The organism is bacterium (assembly GCA_013360195.1).
Taxonomy (GTDB): Bacteria; Electryoneota; RPQS01; order RPQS01; family RPQS01; genus JABWCQ01.
On record JABWCQ010000010.1, the window covers coordinates 120,037 to 140,794 of the forward strand.

Annotated in this window: 21 protein-coding genes; all 21 read right to left on the minus strand. The window is 53.0% G+C overall.

Annotated elements, in window-relative coordinates; all coding sequences use genetic code 11:
- Window positions 1-432: 432 nt before the first annotated feature.
- A complete protein-coding gene (locus tag HUU59_08785) occupies window positions 433-831 on the minus strand; it encodes a DUF3788 family protein (GenBank protein ID NUO19527.1) in 399 nt (132 codons plus the stop codon).
- A 45-nt stretch (window positions 832-876) separates the two neighbouring features.
- Window positions 877-1,029 carry a hypothetical protein gene (locus HUU59_08790; protein ID NUO19528.1) on the minus strand — a complete coding sequence of 51 codons (153 nt, stop codon included), beginning with the start codon at window positions 1,027-1,029 and terminating at the stop codon, window positions 877-879.
- Between the two features lie 129 nt (window positions 1,030-1,158).
- Window positions 1,159-1,683 carry a SocA family protein gene (locus tag HUU59_08795; GenBank protein NUO19529.1) on the minus strand — a complete coding sequence of 175 codons (525 nt, stop codon included), beginning with the start codon at window positions 1,681-1,683 and terminating at the stop codon, window positions 1,159-1,161.
- Window positions 1,684-1,890: 207 nt separating this feature from the next.
- Window positions 1,891-2,937 (minus strand): VOC family protein, encoded by a 1,047-nt coding sequence (locus HUU59_08800; GenBank protein ID NUO19530.1) that lies wholly within the window; start codon window positions 2,935-2,937, stop codon window positions 1,891-1,893.
- 85 nt (window positions 2,938-3,022) lie between these two features.
- Window positions 3,023-4,174 (minus strand): fatty acid desaturase, encoded by a 1,152-nt coding sequence (locus HUU59_08805; protein NUO19531.1) that lies wholly within the window; start codon window positions 4,172-4,174, stop codon window positions 3,023-3,025.
- Entirely contained in the window at window positions 4,134-4,709 is a 576-nt protein-coding gene (locus HUU59_08810) for a flavin reductase (protein ID NUO19532.1), read from the minus strand. The genes HUU59_08805 and HUU59_08810 overlap by 41 nt, the downstream gene beginning before the upstream one ends.
- 12 nt (window positions 4,710-4,721) lie before the next feature.
- On the minus strand, window positions 4,722-6,215 hold the full coding sequence (gene hpaB / locus HUU59_08815; GenBank protein NUO19533.1) for a 4-hydroxyphenylacetate 3-monooxygenase, oxygenase component: 1,494 nt from the start codon (window positions 6,213-6,215) through the stop codon (window positions 4,722-4,724).
- 51 nt (window positions 6,216-6,266) lie between these two features.
- Complete coding sequence (locus HUU59_08820; protein ID NUO19534.1) at window positions 6,267-6,908, minus strand: hypothetical protein; 642 nt, start codon at window positions 6,906-6,908, stop codon at window positions 6,267-6,269.
- A 159-nt stretch (window positions 6,909-7,067) separates the two neighbouring features.
- Window positions 7,068-8,543: a 5-carboxymethyl-2-hydroxymuconate semialdehyde dehydrogenase gene (gene hpaE, locus HUU59_08825; GenBank protein ID NUO19535.1), complete on the minus strand. Its 1,476-nt coding sequence runs from the start codon at window positions 8,541-8,543 to the stop codon at window positions 7,068-7,070.
- A 7-nt stretch (window positions 8,544-8,550) separates the two neighbouring features.
- Window positions 8,551-9,072 (minus strand): DinB family protein, encoded by a 522-nt coding sequence (locus HUU59_08830; GenBank protein ID NUO19536.1) that lies wholly within the window; start codon window positions 9,070-9,072, stop codon window positions 8,551-8,553.
- A gap of 3 nt (window positions 9,073-9,075) precedes the next feature.
- On the minus strand, window positions 9,076-9,846 hold the full coding sequence (locus tag HUU59_08835; protein NUO19537.1) for a fumarylacetoacetate hydrolase family protein: 771 nt from the start codon (window positions 9,844-9,846) through the stop codon (window positions 9,076-9,078).
- 111 nt (window positions 9,847-9,957) lie between these two features.
- Window positions 9,958-10,845 (minus strand): 4-hydroxy-tetrahydrodipicolinate synthase, encoded by an 888-nt coding sequence (locus tag HUU59_08840; protein ID NUO19538.1) that lies wholly within the window; start codon window positions 10,843-10,845, stop codon window positions 9,958-9,960.
- Window positions 10,846-11,364, minus strand: a complete 519-nt coding sequence (locus HUU59_08845; GenBank protein NUO19539.1) for a T9SS type A sorting domain-containing protein — start codon at window positions 11,362-11,364, stop codon at window positions 10,846-10,848.
- Window positions 11,361-12,329, minus strand: a complete 969-nt coding sequence (locus tag HUU59_08850; protein ID NUO19540.1) for a hypothetical protein — start codon at window positions 12,327-12,329, stop codon at window positions 11,361-11,363. The genes HUU59_08845 and HUU59_08850 overlap by 4 nt, the downstream gene beginning before the upstream one ends.
- A gap of 267 nt (window positions 12,330-12,596) precedes the next feature.
- Window positions 12,597-13,727 (minus strand): KamA family radical SAM protein, encoded by a 1,131-nt coding sequence (locus tag HUU59_08855; protein ID NUO19541.1) that lies wholly within the window; start codon window positions 13,725-13,727, stop codon window positions 12,597-12,599.
- 460 nt (window positions 13,728-14,187) lie between these two features.
- A complete protein-coding gene (locus tag HUU59_08860; protein NUO19542.1) occupies window positions 14,188-16,176 on the minus strand; it encodes a T9SS type A sorting domain-containing protein in 1,989 nt (662 codons plus the stop codon).
- Between the two features lie 288 nt (window positions 16,177-16,464).
- Window positions 16,465-16,659 carry a DUF2892 domain-containing protein gene (locus tag HUU59_08865; protein ID NUO19543.1) on the minus strand — a complete coding sequence of 65 codons (195 nt, stop codon included), beginning with the start codon at window positions 16,657-16,659 and terminating at the stop codon, window positions 16,465-16,467.
- Window positions 16,660-16,723: 64 nt separating this feature from the next.
- Entirely contained in the window at window positions 16,724-17,437 is a 714-nt protein-coding gene (locus tag HUU59_08870) for a Crp/Fnr family transcriptional regulator (protein ID NUO19544.1), read from the minus strand.
- A 39-nt stretch (window positions 17,438-17,476) separates the two neighbouring features.
- Complete coding sequence (locus HUU59_08875; GenBank protein ID NUO19545.1) at window positions 17,477-18,163, minus strand: Crp/Fnr family transcriptional regulator; 687 nt, start codon at window positions 18,161-18,163, stop codon at window positions 17,477-17,479.
- A 9-nt stretch (window positions 18,164-18,172) separates the two neighbouring features.
- A complete protein-coding gene (locus HUU59_08880; protein NUO19546.1) occupies window positions 18,173-19,471 on the minus strand; it encodes a replication-associated recombination protein A in 1,299 nt (432 codons plus the stop codon).
- Between the two features lie 88 nt (window positions 19,472-19,559).
- Window positions 19,560-20,681, minus strand: a complete 1,122-nt coding sequence (locus HUU59_08885) for an SPASM domain-containing protein (protein ID NUO19547.1) — start codon at window positions 20,679-20,681, stop codon at window positions 19,560-19,562.
- Between the last annotated feature and the right edge of the window lie 77 nt (window positions 20,682-20,758).

Sequence of the window (20,758 nt, forward strand, 5' to 3'; positions counted from 1 at the left end):
GAGGTTCCCGCAAGGCCCCTTAACTTCCTTCCTCTATACTTGGGAGGGATCATTACCCGTTGGTGCCGCGCGGGGTAATCATCCTTGCCAGATCAAACCCGGCATGGGACCCGGGCGAACGGACATGGCCCATTCACTTTATGACTATGGCAACGGCTGTGCCATCGAGATTTTCGTGATTAAGTATTGTATTTACAATGTTCTGTATATTCAATTCTGCGTAATTAATTACGCAGAGTTTGCACGACTTCACACTTTCTGCGCACTCTGGGAATATGGGGGTGTCAAATGAGGCGAGTCAGGGGTGTGGCTAAGTTCAGAATCTGCGTTAAATCCTGACAACTCGGCAAACAAGGGTTGAGGAAAGACAGGAGGATAATTTTCGGGGTTCGAGAGGCCGGAGGCTTACCGGGGGAAAGGGGATGAACGGAGTTACGGAGACTTAGCCAGCTTGATTTGCGCAAGCGTTTTCAGGTGCGCAAGCTGAGCGGGTTTGGTAATTGTGATGCGGATGCCGCGGCCTTCGGCGTAGGGTTTGGCATTCTCGAATTCGGTCTTGATGGATTTTGGCAATTTGCTGGCGTAGACTGCGGTGACTGCTTTCTCGCCTAAGACGAAGGCTACGGTGAATTGGCCGTCGTCGGGAACAAGGTAGCAGATTCTGCGCGCCTTCTGCATCGGTCGGCACGACCAGACGTCTTTCGTCGCTTTCCACTCGTAGGTTATCGGGGCGAACTCAGTTTCGAGGAAGGTGGTGAAGTCGTGCCAGATGGCGTGACACTCCCCTAATCGTGCGGCAATCTGTTTATCTGTGGGTGGTTTTGAGGGCAAGGGGAGGTGGAAAAGGAAATTGGAAAGGCGAGGAGGGTAGCGGGGTTATTCCTCGTAAAGGGAGTCGGTTGACTCTTCGAGCATGACACCTTCGAGGAAAATCTGATGATCGTTGAAGGAATAGTAAACCGTTACATCGTAGCGCAAGTAGCGTGAATTTATGGCCCAGATGTCTGCTGTCGCGGTTTGCTTGCCCATGCGAGGGTTGTGGGCGAGCCCATTCGATGATCAGCATGAACTGTTCGAGCCGGCTGTCACGACCGTCGAACTCGCGGAATTGGTCAACGAATCGTTCTGTGCGAACGAACGTCCAGAGCTTCTTGCTCATCAGTTGGAGCGAAGAGTCTTGGCGAAGGCTTCCTGTTTTTCGGTCAACGGTCTGTTTGAGATAAGGACAGTTGACAACGGGATGACTTCACCGAACTTTGCGAGTTCCCAACCTACGGTTTGATGCGACAGTTCTGAAACGTCCGTCGCGGTGTGATTGCGAAGTTTGTCTATCACGCGATTGACGACGTCAATCTCTTCGGCGCTGAAGAGGGAAAGATCGGCTTTGCGCAGTGCGAGAGGTTTCTTCTGTTTGTAGCCTTCAAAGTCAATCTCCTTGACCGCGAGGGCTTTTTCGACCTGCAACTGTTTCAGGGTGGCGGACATGTCGCGGGGGACGGGGCCGAAGTCGCGCTTGATGTACTCTTGCTCCGTGATGCCGCGTTCGTGTTTGGCGAAGAAGGACAGTTCGGAGAAGAAGAGGATTTTGTTCAGCTTCGTGGCCCCGAAATACGGATCCAGCTCTGAGCGGTCAGAGATGTAAAGTATTAATTCTGCGAACTTTTTGTCAGGGGTGGTGGACATGGTTTGCTCCTTTCGGAGCTAATTTACGAAAATTTGAACGAATGGTCAAGTGGTTCCTCGCTTACTCAGGAGGGGCACCCGCAGCGGGTGCCGCCGGGGGAATAAACAGCCAGAATGGAAACGAAATGCTCAGTCTCCAAGATCGCTGCGTCGTCTCAAGCTCCATTGATCTTGTTTTCATCTCTTCTTGCATAGGAAGTACTCCCCCTACACCACAAAAGTCGGCCGACCGAAGAACTTGGGTTCGGCGGTGGGCATTAGGTCGTTGGTGACGATGTCTTCTACGAGGCTTGCTTCGTCGAACCATGACTTGGGCGGGAGGTGGCCCCAGAAGGTAGCGCGGCGCTTGTCGTTGATGCTCCAGCGGACGGGCGGGACGTCCCAATCGGTCAAGAGATAGTCGCCGCAATAGATTTCGATGCGGTTGTTGTCGTGGTCGCGCAAGTAGAGAAAGAACGCGTTCGACAGGCCGTGACGGCCCGGGCCGCGCTCGATGTGGTCCACCATGCCCATGCTCGCCAGCACGTCGCAGGCATCCAAGATTGATAATCTGTCGTAGGCCCAAAAGCCGACGTGATGCAGACGCGGGCCGATGCCGTTCATCATGGCGATGTCGTGCACGTTGGGTTTTCTGTGCAGCCATGTGGCCCACAAATCATCCGTTTCGACGCAGCGCCAACTGTAGCTCGGATTCGACGCGGAATATTCACCGGGAATCTTCGGCGAGTCGTTGGCCGCTGTGTATTCGCTGCAATGGAAGCCCAAGCGCTTGGTGTACCACTCGTAGGCTTTGCGCACGTCGTGGACTTGGCAATTGAAGTGGTCAATGCGCTGAATTTTCGCGCCACGGTGCTCGTGATATTTTTGCAATGACCAGTCGCGGCGCTCGGCTTCGAAATAGAAGTGAAGCGGAATGCCGTGCGGGTCCTGCATGACCAACGTGCGGCCCATTTTGTATTTCGCGCCTTTGTCGAGCCACTTGTGAGCCAAGCCGTCTTCGCCCGCAATCCACGCGAGGCCGTCGAGATCACTCTCGCGCTCGACTTTGAAGGCCAAGTGGCCAAGGCCGGGCTGAGCGGATTTTCTCAACACGAGCGAATAGGGGTCGCGCTCTTCGATATTGCCTAAGTAGAGGCGCTCGGAATCCTGATGGAGAATCGTGAAGCCGAGGGCGTCCACATAAAATGTTTTGGCGCGCTCAAGATCGGTGACGCGGAATTCGGCGTGGGCCGTGCGAAGAATGTTGGGGGTCATTGCGAGGAAAAATAGAAATTGGAAATTGGAAACGGGGGAACCGCAGACGGGCACAACGTGTTGTGCCCCTACGAGCCGTTCGACATTATGCGTACTTTTGTTTCAGCTCTTTGAAGCTGATTAAGCGCTGCTGCTTGACGTCCCAGACGGAGAGGAACATGGTTTTCAGGCTGGAGAGTATGGTTACTTCGAAGACGTCGTGAAACTCGGGGTTTTCGTTGTAGATTTTCTCCAAGCGATAGTTCGGGATGCCGGGTGTCAGGTGATGAATGTGATGAAAGCCGATGTTGCCGGTGAACCATTGAAGGATTTTGGGCAACTTGTAAAACGAACTGCCTTGCATGGCGGCACGGACGAAGTTCCATTCGGCATCGGGTTTCCAATAGGTGTGCTCGAATTGATGCTGAATGTAAAATAGCCAGATGCCTGCACCGGCGGCGATGTAGAGTACGGGAAGGGCGATCTTCAGGAATGCGACGGGGCCAATCAGCCACGAAAGTCCGACGAAGGTCACGGCCATCGTGATGTTTGAGATAACAACGTTGCGCTTGTCTCGCGGGCTGTATTGCTTAGGGTCGGTCCAGTGGCGATTGACATAGAAAAGCAGTACCCACGGGCCAATCAACAGAAACACGAGCGGATTGCGATAGAGGCGATAGCGAAGGCGCTCCCACTTGTTCATGGCGAGATATTCGTCCACCGTGTAAACATCCATGTCGCCAATGCCGCGATGATCGAGATTGCCGTTGGACGCGTGATGCAGCGCGTGCTGCCGCTTCCAATAGTAGTAGGGTACCATCGTGAAGAAGCTGCAGATGTAACCCAAGCGGTCATTCCATTTGCGGCTGGGGAAGAAGGACATGTGGCCGCAATCGTGCTGAATGATAAAGAGCCTGACCGTGAAGAGCGCGGCAAGCACGCCGAGACCGAGCGTCAGCCAATAGGTTTGACTAAGACTCAGGTACATTAAGTAGTAAGTCGCGAGGAGCGGAATGAATGTATTGAAAGTCTGCCAAAGCGAAACTTTGACAGAAGGTACTGTATACGGTTTTAGAATTTGGAACAGATCTTGTTCGTTATTGATCTGCCGCAGCGCGGACTTCTGCTTACGTTCGCGCGGCTTTACGATTACTTCGGTGTTAATTGTTCTTGTCCTTGCTGTGAAAACGGAAAAAGAAGATGATATGTTGAGACGATCAGCCTGACCAAGGGTCGAGGAATAGCTGCGGACCGTCACCGCTCAAGTCCACGCGGTCGGGTGCGGGTTGACTGAGTTTGCCTGTGAGATCGTGATAGCGGCTCTTGAAGTAGAGCAGCGGGTTATGCGGCTCGATTCCCATGTGCAATGCGACCACTTTGCCAACGACAATCAGGTGGTCGCCTCCTGTTGGAGTGCTGTCCACTTCGCAGCCGATTGCGGCAAGAACACCTTCGAGCCGAGGTCCGCCGGGCCACGGAACAAATCGGAAGGATGGCTGTTCACCATCTTTTGACCTGCCTGCGAAATGGTTTGATATTGCAATCTGCTCATCGCGCAACACATTCACGGTGAATTTCGCGCCCGGCTTTGACAGATACTCTGCCATGTGCGCGCGCTTGGCGACGCAGAAGATTATTAACATCGGATCGAGCGAGAGCGATGTGACGGCATTGGCGGTCATGCCGTGTGGTCCGGTCTCGCCGTCGGTGGTTATGACGCAAACACCGGTGGCAAACAGGCCAACGGTGTCGAAGAACGTGCGGGGATCGAGCGGATGAAGGTGGTCCGTCATGCGCAGTATTATTTACGCTTCGGCTGGTTTGCGTGATGTGGCGCTTGCTTCAGCTTCGGCTTCGTCGCGCATTTTAGAGAGGAAGTGGCGAACCTTTTCCATGGCTTCCTTGCGCGGATGGTTTTTTACAAGCGCGCCGGCCATGCGTACAGGATCGCCGAAGAAGAAGTACTCGTATAGTGCCTGACGAGTTCCGAAAGCAGAGATCGAGGCATCCCACGCAAGGCGGAAGAGCGGAATGCGCTCGTAGGCATCCACACGCGCGCCCTGATAGTATTGTTTAATCTCCTCCTTAAGTGGTCCGTTCAAGTCAGCCTGCGTCGGCATAGCTACCAAACCGCTTGCGCCAAGTTGCTGTATGATTTGCACGAGCTTCGGATAGGTCTTGGGGAAGAGATTACGCGCTGCATCCAATGGATCCCAGGCAGGACGCATGACTCCGTATTCATCGAGGTGACAATCCGCCTCTGCAGCGCGCAGGAAGGCCTTCATTGTTTCATGCGCAATCCACAGGTCGGACAACTTCTCGTGCACGTGCTGGAATTGTTCGATTCCGATGGAGTCTACCATCAGCGAAGCGAGGCCGAGCAGGAATTCGCTCTTGGCGATGTTCTTGCACAAGACCTGATGAGACATATGCACGACCGCGCCGGAAGCGGCGTATGCCTTGTTGCAGACATCAACATTCTTGTAGAGCAACACTTTTTCCCACGGCACAAAGACGTCATCGAAGATGACAACGGCATCCTGCTCTTCAAAACGAGAGCCGAGCGGATGATCGTAGCCATTTGGATTATAGCTTACGGTTTCGCGGCACTGGAACTTCAACCCGGGAGTGTTGGACGGAATGCAAAAGCCGAATGCGTACGGCGCGTCTTCGGGATTGCTGGTAAGAAGTGTCGAGGGAAAGACCATGATTTCATCGGACATCGGCGCGGTGGCCAGCATGCGCGCGCCGCGAATAACGAAACCGTCCGTGCGTTCCTCTTTTATCCGCGCTCCAAGATAAGGATCCTTCTGCGCGGCGACAGATACTGCGCGATTGGCCTGCGGATTAATCAGAGTATGTGTCATGCACAAGTCATTTTGTGACAGGTGACGATGCAAGCTTTTCGCGTTCTCCCCAAAACGCGGATCCTGCTCGGCAAGATACTTCCAACCGCCGGCATAGGAAGCCATGGCACGATTCAAATAGTCCGGCGACCGTCCCATCATGCCGCAGGAGAATTCAGCAATCTTTAGCATGCATTGTGAGAGCAGACGAATGTCTTCGGCAGTTCGCGGGATTTGATATGTCCTGCCAATCAGCTCGCCAGTCTCATCATCCTTTACCAGCATGACCTCGGCATGCTTCCACTGCAAATCGTAGATATCCGCCAGACTCTTGGCGTGACCTTTGAATTCCGGATGCGTCGTGAAGTCATAGATACGCTCTCCACGATGGTATATTTCCGGGGGGTTGTTTTTCAGATTCTTGAGGAAGTCAGCGCCTTTGCGAGCGGGCATGGATTCAGTCTCCGTCTATGTTCTGTTTGATTCAATAAGTGAAACGAGTTGTCACCGCCAATAGCGTGGACGATAGTAGCGCGGCGCGCTGTAAACCCCGATGTTGGTCGGAGTAAGCAGCGTCGGAGATTTCGTGTGATAGCGAATTCCCCAATCATTGAACGTTTGATTCCCCCGGCGGCCGTCATTATAGAAGCCGTAATTGTTTAAGCGGTAGTTTGGGTCGCCCGGCGACTTGTAGGGTTCCTGAATCACCATCCAGCCGCCGTAGTTGTTGTACTGATTACCGTAAATATTGAAGAGGGTCCCGACGGATTCGAATTTCTGCTCGTCTGGGCCAGTTTTGTAGGCCTGCTGCATCTCCTCTACGGATTTGGCCTTTTCGTAGGTCAAACCGCTAATCCACTCCGGCAGCGCTTTCAAATTCAAGTCCAGCGGCCAGATCGCTTTTACTTTGCGATAGGTATGCGAGCTTCCCATCGGTTCAAAGGCGCGGAAACCATACTCTTTCAATTTTACGGTGTCGGCGTACTCCGGGATATACACTTGACCAACGACAAACCTGACTCCATTAATCTCGACGCCTTTGTATCCTTCCGGCGGCGGCAGAAGCAGACGCTTGGCGTAAGCTGCCGAAATTGCGGTCAATAGAATCAATGCCAAGGCGGTTAGACGTGCGATGTTTCCATTCATCTTTTGTCTCCTTGGGGGAATAGGGGGTATAGTTAACAATATGATATGACTGTTACTCAAGTTCTGATCAATTCGCAATCGTCTCGCCTGCTACTCGTCCTGCAAAAGTCCTCAATTTTTGGCATGTCAACGAACAGATTGAGAAATGAATCAATGCTACTATTCAGCTCCCAGTCTTGGCACGTGCGCGGCCCTCAGCGGCACGTGCACACTCTTGGCTTCCATGAAAAATTCCTTGAAGGAGAGTTCGCCGCCTTCTCTGCCGATGCCGGACCATTTTGAGCCGCCGAAGGGCAAGCGGAGGTCGCGGACGTTTTGTGCGTTAATCCAAACCATGCCGCATTCGAGCGAGGCAGCGACGCGGTGTGCGCGCTCGATGTCGTTGGTCCAGACGTAACCCGCGAGGCCGTAGCGGATGTCGTTGGCTTGGCGGATGGCATCGTGCTCATCTTTGAATTTCATCACGGTCAACACGGGGCCAAAGACTTCTTCCTGCGCGATGCGCATGTTGTTGGTCGCGTTCGTGATGAGCGTGGGCGCGAAATAGTTGCCTTTCTCAAATCCGGCCGGTCTGTCACCGCCGACGAGAACCGTTGCTCCGTCTTTGCGTGCCACATCCATGAAGCCGCGCACTCGCTCCCAGTGCTCGGAATGAATCAGCGGACCGACTTCAGTGCTCATGTCGTTGGGATCGCCTACCTTAATCCTGCGAACACGGTCAGCGAGTCTTTCGACAAACTTGTCGTGAATGGATTCCTGCAATAGTAGTCTGGAAGCAGCCGTACAGCGCTCGCCATTCAGAGAATAGACCTGCCACAATGCTCCGTCAATCGCGCGCTCCATGTCCACGTCATCGAAGACAATGTTGGGAGACTTACCGCCGAGCTCCATCGAGTAGCGCTTCAGCGTATCGGCGCCGTTCTTGATGATAACTTGTCCGGTAGTGGTTTCACCAGTGAAGGAAATCAAATTCACCATGTGGTGCGCGACCAAGGGCGCACCTGCAGTTTCACCGTAGCCGTGCACACAATTAAAGACGCCGGGAGGAAGATCTGCTTCCTGCATAATCTTACAGAGTTGTGAAGCGGAAAGCGGTGACCATTCAGCGGGCTTCAGCACGACTGTGCAGCCGCTTGCCAGGGCTGGAGCGACTTTCCAAGTTTCCAGCATGAAAGGTGTGTTCCACGGCGTAATCAGCCCGGCCACTCCGACCGGACGGTAGATCACGTAATTCAACCACTCGTCATTGACGGTGTACGCGTCACCGCGCAGTGCTTCCAATTGATCGGCGAAGAAATAGAAATTATCGGCAGCGCGGGGAATTGCCCCCTTGGTGATTTGCGCGCGAGGAATGCCGGTGTCTTCAATTTCAAGTTCGGCGACGGTATTGGCGTGCTTCAATATCAAGTCGCCAATCGTGCGAATCTTCTTCGCGCGGTCCTTGACTTTCATTTTGGACCAAATACCGCTGTCAAACGCATTGCGCGCGGCCTTCGCGGCCGAGTCAATATCAGCAGCCTGACCGGAGGCACAGTGACCGATAACAGTGTTGGTCAGCGGAGTTAGTATTTCAAATGTCTCACCGCCGTGCGACGGCACGAAAGTGTTATTTATATAGTGTTGGACGTGATGCATGTGTCGGTTAATCGTGGCGATGCAATAGATGCGAGATAACGGCGAGATGATGGTCATCATGCTCGGCGACAAAAAAGGCGTGGTCAACTATGCGCATGGGCTGGTGCAGGCGCGGATGCAGCGCCGAACGATTGAGCAGCTCGTCGTCGCATTGTTCAATGGAATGCACAAGATGTGCGCGCGCAGTACGAAAATCGAGCAGAATTCGTTTGAGTTCGTGCTCGTTGTGATTTGCATTGTGTGTCTTGGAGTTCTGCAAGTCGGCTGGACGCAGCGCCGCCGTGCCAAGGCGAAAATCCAGAATACGACCGTTCCACAGTTCTTCCAAGTCGAGCAGATGTCCGGCGTGTTCCTGAACCGACCATTCGCCGCCCGGCTTGGCAATCAAACGGCGGTGGGATACATCGTGCAAGCGCTCTTCAAGACGAGCCGGCGTACCACGCAGCCGCTCAACGATCATCGGCAGCATTTCATTTGGCAGACCGAGTTTGAACTTGCGTTCGAACCATTTCCCGGGAGCGTGCAGCATATATTACTTGCCAAGAATCGGTGAAATAACCTGATTTCCCTGCACAACTTTGTTTTCCAGTGCGCCGATGCCCTGTACCTCCAGTCGCATCGTATCGCCTGGGAAAACATGCGAAAGACCGGCGGGAGTGCCGGTCCAGATTTGATCGCCTTCTTCGAGCGTCATAATCATCGAGCAATACTCGATCATTTCTTCGAGCGAATAAATGAGGTCCTTTGTCGAACCGTGTTGGCGCAATTCGTCGTTAACGTAGGTTTTCAGTTCAACATAATGCGGTGAACCGAATTCGTCCGAGGTTACTATCCAAGGTCCGATCGGGCCGAATGTGTCCCAGCCTTTGCCAATTAGCGGCGGGCGAAAATAGGGACCGATGTGATCACGTATGGTCACATCGTTGCCAATCGTGTAGCCCTGCACATAGTCCAGCGCATCTTTGGATTTGACGTTGCGGCAGGTTTGACCAATAATCGCGACCAGCTCTACTTCGTAGTGCATGTATTCGCTCTTAGGCGGCATCAACACATTGGCTTTGTGGCCTACAAGCGACGTCTGTGGTTTTAAGAAAATTGCCGGGAGTTCGGGTTTGGCGAGATTCAGCTCTTTTGCGTGATCTGCAAAATTCAACGCTATGCCGATGACTTTCTTAGGTTCGTTGGGCGGAAGCCAGATAACGCTATCCGAATGATGCTCGGTTCCGTCTTTCGAGATCAGGAGATTGTCTTTGAATTCTCCCGTATGTAATTGGCCGTTAGCGGCCCAGCGTGCGAGTTTCAAGGATTAGTAGAAGGTTTGAGGTACGAAGGTGCAACTGGGTTAAACAGCCGCGGAGCGGGTGGGATCGTGCTCTGGAGGGGTTAAACACTTCACCCACCCGCCCACTTGGCATTATATCAAATGGTAACTTTTCATCACGCTGCGCAAGCGCTCCTGATTGGCGGGACTCATTTCGCACAGGGGCAAACGAACTTCGAAACTAATTTTGCCCATCCACCCTAATCCGGTCTTGATGGGTACGGGGTTTATTTCGTAGAAGATGGCGTCATTCAGCGGCAGCATGTGATAGTGCAGCTCTCTTGCCTCTTCCCACTTGCCTTGCGTGACAAGATTATACACATTCGCAGTTTCGCGCGGGAGCAGATTCGCGGTGGCGCTTAAGAATCCTGCTCCGCCGATGGCAAGAATCGGGAAACAAAGTAACTCGATTCCTGAATAGACAAGAAATTCGCGGCCCATGCGGTGCAACAACCGGTTGATGTGCTCGAAATCTTTGTTGGACTCCTTGACTCCGACCACATTCGGGCATTTCTCAACAACACGCGCGACGGTGTCCGGTTCGATGTTCACTGCGGTGCGGCCTGGAATATTGTAGAGAATCACCGGAATACCGACCTGTGACGCGATACTGGTGAAATACCTGATCAAGCCTTCCTGTGACGGGCGATTGTAGTACGGTGCAATCAACAACAATGCGTCTGCGCCAATCTTTTCGGCGTTTCTCGAATACATCACGCCTTCGGCGAAATTGTTGCTGCCTGTTCCGGGCATGAAGGGCACGCGACCCGCTATCACTTCCTTGGCGACAGCATGCACACGCATGCGTTCTTCCTGAGTCAACGAGCTTGGTTCGCCGGTTGTTCCCGTCACGGAAATGCCGTGCGCGCCACTTTCAATTTGCCAGTTTATCAGGTTCTGTAAGGCGGTTTCGTCCACTTTGCCGTCTCGGAACGGTGTGGGAACGGGTACAATTGAACCACGAAGTTGTGTCGTTTTCACTTATTTCAGGAGAACCAGTTTTTGTGTGAAGGTTACATCGGCTGCGCGCATTCGCGCAAAATAGTTGCCGCTTGCCAATTCATTTGCAGACCAATTCATCTGGTGAACGCCGGCGGCAAAAGTACCTTTGGCGATGACTTCAACCAACCGGCCTGTTATGTCGAATAGCTCCACCGTGACTTCTCCTGACTGAGGCAGTGAAAAGCTTATATTGGTCGATGGGTTGAACGGATTTGGGTACGCGGCATGAAACTCAATCTGCATAGGCAACAACTCGTCAATTCTGCCGGCTGGAGCGTACAGCGTCGCGCGCATAGTCGGCCAATATCCGCTGCGAATTGAGTTGCCGTCTACCGTAATCCGCTTGGCGATGCACTGTCCGACGGTTCCGCGCAACTTCAGGCCGGACGAAGAATGCAGTGCATCTGCTGCGCCGCCGCCTAAAACCGAAATTGGAATCGCCGCCGGGTCGGCGAACGCAGCCACCGCGATTAGCACCATAGTGAGCAGTAATCTCATTCTAAAGTCTTTTCGATACTGACGGACGCTCCGCTTCGTGACGGACGCGAATCAACACTATGATCGGGGTAAAACGTTGCAGTCAAGCTGGCATACCAGAACCTGTCTCCGCCCTGTCCCTGTGTGACACGGCCGTTCAAATACACCGTATATTCGTCTGCTTCGCTCACCTGAAGCAGTGTTTGCACCGGTATCGTGATTTCCTGATTCGTGAATGCGGGAAATTCAGCCGGTACGCTATGCACGCTGTAGTAGGCCACATCGGTACCGGCAGCATCCACTTCAAGAGCGTGACATAACTGGACTCTGTCGTTGATACCGTTTAGATGTGAAATCTGAAGCTGCACCACAGACTCACAGACGATCACACCAGGCCCGTTGGCCGTTACCGTTGCGCTTAGTTCCGCGTAGCTTGTCCAATTCGCTGTCAGTTCGGTTGTAGCACCGGAAGCATCGCCAGAGAGGCGCACGGACGGGGCAGATATCGTCAATGTGTCGCCGTGTACTGTTATCGCAACCCCTTCGCCCGTCGAGAGGGTCAAGTCGTCCTGTAACCCGTTAATGCTGCGCACAGCGACCGAATCATCGATAGAAGCGGAACGCAAGCTATAGGCGGTCGACGCAAGTTGAATTCGAGGCGCAAGTGTGCCTGCCGTTGTAACTGTTTCGAGCCAGTAGGGTTCATCAAAGAGAAGATTCAACTCGCTGGAGGTGCCCAGCAATACGTCAAACACTCCGTTGACCGTCGTGACCAACTGGCTTTCCACCCAAAGTGGCTCGCCGCCGCCGCTTTCAGAGTCAAATATTCTGAACAGAATCGGGTATTCCCCGTCCGGCACAGGTGCCCCGGCATCATCGGTAAGAACTCCTTGAAAACTGATGTAACGCGGGACTTCAGCATGGAGGGACTTGACAGCCCAGAGAAGCGTCAAGCATGCACAAAGGATGAGTGAGTGGCGAAGCAATCCGTTTCTCCAAGTTAGGCTTTTTCAATCTAAAAGGTACAAACAAATACCTATAAATGAAAGGGTTGGTCGCTGTTTGGCCACATACACAGAGAGTTCTCAGAGAGCGAAATAACAGGAAGTTAGGAACAAACCTAAGACAGGCTGAGAAGAATTCGAGGACGCTTGGCGGGAGAAGCCAGAGGCAAGAGAATGCTCAACTTACAGAGAAAAGCGGGCAGCATGTCTGCTGCCCGCCAGGCGCCAACGGCAGTTCAGGGGGTGCGGTCAGGCGGCCAAGTCCGCCAAAACCTCGTCTGCCATGACATGAGTCGAGATAATGTTTCTGTAGTCATCAAGCCAGTACGCTTCGGGATTCCGTCCGAAAATCATCACTCTGCCCTCATTCTGCGGCTCGGCGGCATTGTGATAACGGAACACAATTAGTTTTGCCGTCATGGCGACAGGTTCAATCTTGCCGGTCATGTGTGACATCACAAACCTGACTCGCTTGGCCAAACCGGAAGCCTGTGCGCGAGCGGCCTCAATCATGGCCATGTTGCGTTCGATTGGAGTCACGTAGGGCCCGTTTCCGGCGGTGGGACGGCATTGGAAGACGTAGTAGGGCGGAACTCCGATGAATGACAATGAGTCCCAAAGCTCACGGAGTGTCTCTGTACTGTCGTTCACACCGCGAATGATAGGGTGTTGATTCACCACGCACGCACCGGCATCCAGCAGAGCACGCAGTCCATCGACTGCCGGTACTGTCAACTCGCGCGGATGATCAAAATGTGCCATGATATACACCTGCCGGTCACGGGACCGATACTTGCCCAAAAGGTCAAGCAGTTTCGGGTCATTCAGAATCCGATAGGGATTGAAGGCGGGCAACTTGGTGCCGACCCGTACTATTCGAACGTGCGGGATCGCAAACAACTGCTCAAAAATCTCCTCGAGCCGCAGAGTCGCGAGGATCAGCGGATCGCCGCCGGTCAAGAGTACATTGCTAATCTCTGGATGACGGCGAATATAGGCAAGGCCGGGTTTGATGTCCTTGACAACCTCTTCGTTATCATTCATGAACAGCCGTTTGCGAAAGCAATAACGGCAGTAGCCGGCGCAAACATCGCTGCAAAGAAGCAATGCCGTGGACGGATATTTGTGCTCAAGTCCCGGGACTCGGGTGTAGTTGTGTTCTCCTGAGGCGTCAAGTTTGCCGAAGTCATCCATCTCGCGGATGTTCGGCATAATTAGCTGTTTTATCGGGTCGTCCGGATCGTTCCAGTCGATAAGTTGCTGGTAATAGTCGTTGCTGCGAAATACGAATTTTTCTGTGACTACTCGCAGTTCGTCTTTCTGCTCTTCGGAGAGCTCGGCCACCTGCTTTAAGCGGGTGATGTATTTCGGATTTTTCATCCGAACCTCCTTTCCATCTGAGTCGTGCAGGCGAACCCTTCTGATTTCCTAGAATTTCCCTGCTAAGTTGAGCGTACTACCCTTTCTATTGGAATTCGACTTTAATAAGGTGCATCAAGCGAGGCGAAACTGCAAGGACGTTTTGGACAGATTTCGAAGCTAAGTGAAGCAATATCAATGGTCATTTAATGAACAGCGTTTATTAAACCTCTACATTGCCAATTTCTGAATACTCTGATAGTTGTTCATAAGTTGAACATTGTTGGGTCAACTGAGTTTTCGGTGCATTGCGGCATGAATGCAAAACGGGCGAGGCCACCGCTGGACCTCGCCCGATTTCGAATGCGTGTACGCTACGACACCTGCTTGCGTACGCACACGCTCTATGTCTGAGGTCCGCGGCACGGGCCTCACAAACTGGCGACCGGAGATAAGAAGTCGCCTGCTCCCTGCTTGGGAACTACTTCATCAAAACCATTTTGCGGGATTGCATCAGCCCATTCACTTCGAGACGGTATAAATACACGCCGGAAGCCAGCGAAGAGCCGTCGAAGTTCACGGCTTGAACACCAGGTTCAAGCGGCGAGCTGTTTAACAATGTCGCGACTTCTTCACCGAGGACGTTAAACACCTTGAGGGTCACGCGAGCCGATTGTGCAAGATCAAATTGTATGGTCGTGCTCGGATTGAACGGATTCGGGTAATTCTGATGGAGCGTGAACTGGCTTGGAACTCCCGGTCGACCGTTATCCACCGAACTTGTCACGAGGGGCGGCATATCGGTAGAGTCCACATGCAATACTGGCGAGTTATTTGGCCAGAGCGGCATGTTCGGGATGTCGTTTATGTTAATTCGCTGATAATGCACCGGATTGTCGGTTGGCGAACCGGTCGGGTTATCGCCGACAGCCCCTCCCGCATCGCGGTCGAAGATGTAGCTCAGGTGCAAGAAGCTTTCGCCATTGTATTGCGTGACTGTCTCGGCAAGCGTCGCGTCACGTTCGTGTGCACTTTCGCCTACTTCCACGAATTGACCCGTATTGGTGTTCGTAACGTTTACAGCCTGTGTCCAAGCAACGCCTTCATTCCATGATTTGGAAATCCAGACATCCTGCATCGGGATGCCGATGTTCGACCAGTTATCGGAATCGGCCAGAACGAAACAGCAATAGAGATGATTCGTAATCGGGTCAATCGCGAGGTTTGGACGCTGAAGCACATACTGCCAATCACCCAGATCGGCCGCCCAGTTCGTATCACCATAGGTGGCATCAACCGCGAAAATTGGTGAGACGTAACCCGAGTCGCTGCCCCAATGCCAGATTTGCGACGAGTATCGCGAGATCGTACCTTCAAGCGAATAGTAGTGCGTTGTCATGAAGGCAATGTGCACGTCGTCGTCCTCGTCCAACAGGACCGAACAGTCCGTGTAGGCGCGGAATGTATCGGCATCGCATTGCAGCGTATCACCGGAGGCGCAATCCCAATCCGGATAAGCGAAGTTCGTTACGTTGATTTCCGGTGCCCAGTTGAGTCCGCCGTCTTCAGAAATCGAGTAAACGACATCATTATTGTACTGAGTCGGATTGTTGTCAAGCGTGTCCCGGCTCTTTGTCCAGGCAATTACAACGCGATCTGTGTAGCGTGAACAGGCAATGTCAGGTGCGATGACCATGACGGTATCCATTTCTCGGAAGTGCGCACCACCCGAAACGGGTTCCCAGAGAATGTCCACACAGAAGTCTCCGTCAAATTGTGGAACTCCGCGGGAATAGTAGATACGCTGCGGATCGCCAGCCTGTCCGCTGGCCGGGTTCTCCGTTGACACCAAATGGAGCTTGCCGTGTCTATCCATCGCGGTCTTTGGCCAGATAATCTCCATCTCCTCATTGTTCTCGAAGAGATAGGTTGGCTCCGATCCCGTCATCGCGCCGGCCCGCGCAACAAGGTCAAAGCTCGCGGCGGTATGCGCAGTACCATTTTGGACAATCTCCTGATGAAAGCCAGGAAAGGCAAAACCGTTGGGCTTCACGGCAAGGGAGACATATCCGCCTCGAGTTGAACCGTCGGCTTGGCCCTGTTCAATCGTAAAGGACTCTGTTGCTGGATCCCAGACATTGTAATAGGCGTGTCTGTCGTTGAAGCTTGCGTCTTCCGCTCGCATCCACACGACATGTACAAACCCGAGTTCGTCGACACCGATCATTTTCCCTGAGGTACCATTATGCTGATAATCGTACCACGTGTTTCCGGCAACATACGCTGTGCCGACCAAATCATCCAACGCATCGCGGTGGGGACCATACGTTGAAGGATCTGGAATGTGCTCGAAGGCGGGGGTTTCACGGCCATCAACCGGCTTTACATTTCGCATTGGCTTGGTAGCCGAGGCGAGAACAGCCGAGTTCACCACCGCGAACGTCAAAAGAACTAAAACGAACCGATTCATGTTGACCTCCTGCTTGGATTACCCGGGAGGACTGTGCCCACCAAGACACGGGTCAACTTACTGCAAAAGTCGTGCTACGTGCATACTTTTTTGTAAATATATAATTTTTATTCTTATATGTATATATTCGTTTCAAAAAATGAGTGCATTCTATGCATCATTTGCGATGTTTTCTTGCGCAGCAAGTGTGCAAATCAAGTAACTTAACAAATGAAAACGGCCTCCCTGGACTAAATGGAGGCCGCCAATCAACCCGGATTCAAGGTTAATCCGTATGTGAGCGTTTCGTTATTTGGCCGGTTTGGTCGAGCAAGTGTTCGCGCCGCACATGGTATAAAGCGGACACCAGCCCATCAGCGCGGTAGCCAGGGGGATTATTCCCAAGGCGCCCCACCAAGTTTTGCCAAAGATGCCCCAGGCAATCAGGCCAAGACCTACAATAATGCGAATCGTCTTGTCCGCGGAACCTACGTTGACTTTCATACCTGAATCTCCTCAGTTCAATTTACGGATAAATAAAAAGCGACTGAGTAAACTTACTCAGCCGCTAATCCGAAAACCGTGACGAACTCACATATCGGGACGATTGGCCTGCATAAACGCGGAGCATGTTTTCATTGGTCATGCGCACGCGGCCTCTTCCCAGCTCAACCGCGCCGGATTTTTCGAGCTCTTTCAGCAATCTGCTCACGACTTCGCGTGCAGACCCAAGTTCATCGGCAATCTGTCCATGGGTAATTTCAAGACTTTGCGAAAAACCCGAACCGGTGAACTTTTGCAGCAAAAATGATGCAATGCGCCTGTCCATGCGCGTAAACGTGAGTTCCTCGATCAAGCCCAGTAAATGCACCATTCGCTTGTGCATCATTGCGTTCACATGAGCCCGCATCTCCGGAAAGGTCTCTATCCACTCTCGCATCTGCTGCGGTGTGTAGTAGACAAATATCAGAGGACCGCCGGGCGTCGCATCAGCACTGGCCGGATAGTTCTGATGATTCACCACACACGATGTCGTCATCACACAACTGTCGCCCGCGGAAACGTGATAGAGGGTGACTTCACGTCGGCCGCCATTGTGCTTGAAGACCCTCACACCGCCCGACCCAATGAACGGAACAACCTGACAGGCGTCACCTTCGTTAAAGACGCGGGCGCCGGCGGCAATCTCCATGACTCGTGCTTCGTCGAGCATGGCCTGCCTGAGCGCCGGAGATGCGTTATTGAACACATCGAAAATAGAGAGAATTTGCAGCTTGTTCATTCTCAGCTCCTTTTAGGTACCTGCAAGGATGGAAAAACACTATGCCAACTCTCCCGCAAATGCACGCAAAAGCCGTTCGTTGGTCATGCGCACGCGACCACGACCGAGCTCCAGTGCACCCGCTTTTTCGAACTCTTTGAGCAGCCGGCTCACAACTTCACGGGCCGTGCCAAGTTCGTCGGCAATCTGCTCGTGTGTGATATGGATGCTTCGCAAGAATGTTCCTTCACCGGTGAATTTTTCAATCAGGAAGTGCGCTATCCGATTGTCCATTTTGCCAAACGTAATCTCCTCAATCAGCGACATCATGTCCGACATTCGCTGACTCATCATCGTAAAAACGTAATCCCTGAACACCTGATGCTCATGCACCCAGCGGTGAAAGTGCTCAGGAGGAAGCACCACAGCCTCCACCGCATGCTCGGCTTCCACAACCGCGGTTGCGGGGTAGCGTTTGCCTGTTAAGACACAAGACGTGGTTAAAATACAGGATTCCGCCTGCCGAACATGATACAAGGTAATCTCACGGCCACCGTCATGGCGCTTGAACACGCGAATGCTGCCGTCACCGACAAATGCGATGCGTTGGCAGGTCTCGCCCTCACGATAGACTTCCACTCCTCCCTCGAGTACGGCATATTGCGCGCGCGCAAGCACTTCCTTCTGAAGCGCACCTGAGGCATTGCGGTAGAAATCGAACTGTGAAAGTATTTCGTGGGAATCCATAAAGTAACGTTAAGGCTTTCGCCGCCGTGACCACCAGCGCGTCAGCCGTTCGGATAACTCCTGTTCGCGGCCCTGGTCACTCGGCTCATAAAAATTTGTGTCGCGATGCTCTTGGGGAAGATTGTCAGTCTCGACAAAGTGTCCCGGCCGGTCATGAGGATATATGTAACCTTGGCCGTACCCCTCGCGCTTCATGAGTCCAGTGACAGGATTGCGCAAATGTATGGGAACCGCAGCCGGACTGCTTTCCTGCCGAACCGCCTCAAGCGCCTTGTCAATCCCCACATAGGCGGCATTCGACTTGGGCGAACAGGCAAGGTAGGTCGCACACTGTGACAAGACAATACGAGCCTCTGGCATCCCGATCGCATGAACCGCCTGGAAGCAGGATGTCGCAAGAACCAGCCCGTTGGGATTGGCATTGCCAATATCTTCGCTTGCTAAGATAATTAATCTTCGCGCTATAAACAACGGGTCTTCACCAGCCTCCAGCATCCGCGCCATGTAATAGAGCGCCGCATCCGGGTCACTTGCACGTACCGATTTTATAAAAGCGGAGATGGTATCGTAATGCCGGTCGCCCGCCTTGTCGTACCGAGGAAGGCGCCTCAGAACCGCTTTTTCAAGCAGGACACGGTCAATGAGCTTGCGACCGTCCACAGGCGTTGCGATTTGGCTCGCAAGTTCAAGAGAATTAAATAGTGTGCGAGCGTCGCCTCCGGAAAGGGTCAGCAGTGCGGCAACTCCCTCTTCATCAATATCGATGTTTTCCCCCCTAAGCTCCTCATCCTTACTCAATGCACGGTTAAGTAGTTCCCTGAGATGGTCCGCTGAAAGCGGATTCAAGCGCAAAACTCGGGCTCGGGACAAGAGAGGCGAAATAACTTCAAAGGACGGGTTTTCGGTCGTGGCTCCGAGGAGCGTTACCGTTCCGTCCTCAACGGCATGAAGCAGGGCATCCTGCTGGGACTTTGACCAGCGGTGAATTTCGTCCACAAACAGGAGAGTACGTTGGCCGCCCTTTCGGCGGAGAGTTGCGGCCTCCAGCTGCTTTCTTAGCTCCGGCACACCTGTCGCCACAGCAGAAACCTGAACGAATACGTAGTCGAGCGTCTTGGCCAGGAGCCGGGCCAGCGTCGTCTTGCCTGTTCCGGGATCTCCCCAGAAAATCAGGCTGGGAATCGAGCCCGACTTCACTAGACGTGTAAGGAGCGCCCCCTCCCCGAGCAGGTGTTCCTGCCCGACATATTCGTCGAACGACTGCGGGCGCATTCGTTCGGCCAGCGGCGAGTGGCTGATCAAGGACATGACAGAATTTAGCTAATGAAAACGCCGGATGCAATCCGGCGGTATTTCAGTCAGTTCAGCGGAGACACTAATTTTTGTTCGGAACGGACTAGTTGTGCTGAGCACTGGTCAACCCGAGCTTTCGCGCGACCTTTGCCCTTACCTGTCGAGGTTCAGATTTCACAAGCCAGTAGAACCGCCGGGCATCGGAGTATCCCTGATTAATGGGGTGTGTGTTAAGATCGCAGACGGTCGTGCAATCGCGGAAGTCTCCACTAAGCATCCGCGACCGAAACAGCATGGCCGCCCGGCTATTCCAGACCTCCTCCACCGGCTTCGCTTTCAGATTTCCAAAGCGAAACCAAGACTTGCAACAGGGTCGCGCAAGTCCGGTGTAAGAAACAAACAGCGTGTCAAAAGCCAACGGACATGCCCCTCTTGGGCGGGAGAATAACGCTCGTGGCCGAACAGGGTCAATTCGATGCGAGACTGAATAGAACCAGTCAAATTCGTTGAGGGAAAGTACGTTGATTTCAGGATGGCGCTCGGCCATTTCATAGGCTTCTCCAATGAAGCCTTGAACCCGCTTGCCGTCACCCGGCTTTGCGGAAAGAACAGTGTCCGTGTGAAAGATAACCTGGTCGAGCCCGTGCTCTGCCGACCATTCGATGAATCGCGGCAATTCGTGTATCGTCTCCGCAAGAACAACGGTGCTCGTCCGAAGAATTACTTGCGACGACGTTTGCCGCTTTCGGTGTACCATTCTGTCTATATTACCAACGACTTCGTCGTACCGGCCAAACTGGACAATGTTTTCGTAAAGCTCGCGCGAAATCGCGTTCAAACTGAAATTCACGCAACTGCCCTGCGCTAGAAACGCGTCCTCCCAGAGACCTTTCCATTGAACACCGTTGGTCACAGTATCCAGCGAAATCTGAGGATGATTCTTGACAATATTCTGCAGGAGATCCCTGCAATTTGGCAAGACGGTCGGTTCTCCACCTTGCATTGTCAAGCTCGACAAGTGGCCGTATGCCGGGGCAAGATGTTCTTTCCAGACAACATCAGGCAATCTTGTCGCGGGAGAAAAGTCCACCTGATAGCACATGGAACACCTGACATTGCATTGCTGTCCCATTTCAACATGCAAATGGCGAATGTATTCCAGCGGCCACTTCTTCAGAACTTCGGTCGTGACTTGCGATTTTTCCAAGACCGGCAACGGCTTCATTGGACACCTCTTTTCTCGCCGCAACAGGGACCCGCAGCAAGATAGCGAGGTAAACCGCAAAGCGCAATAGCAACCTT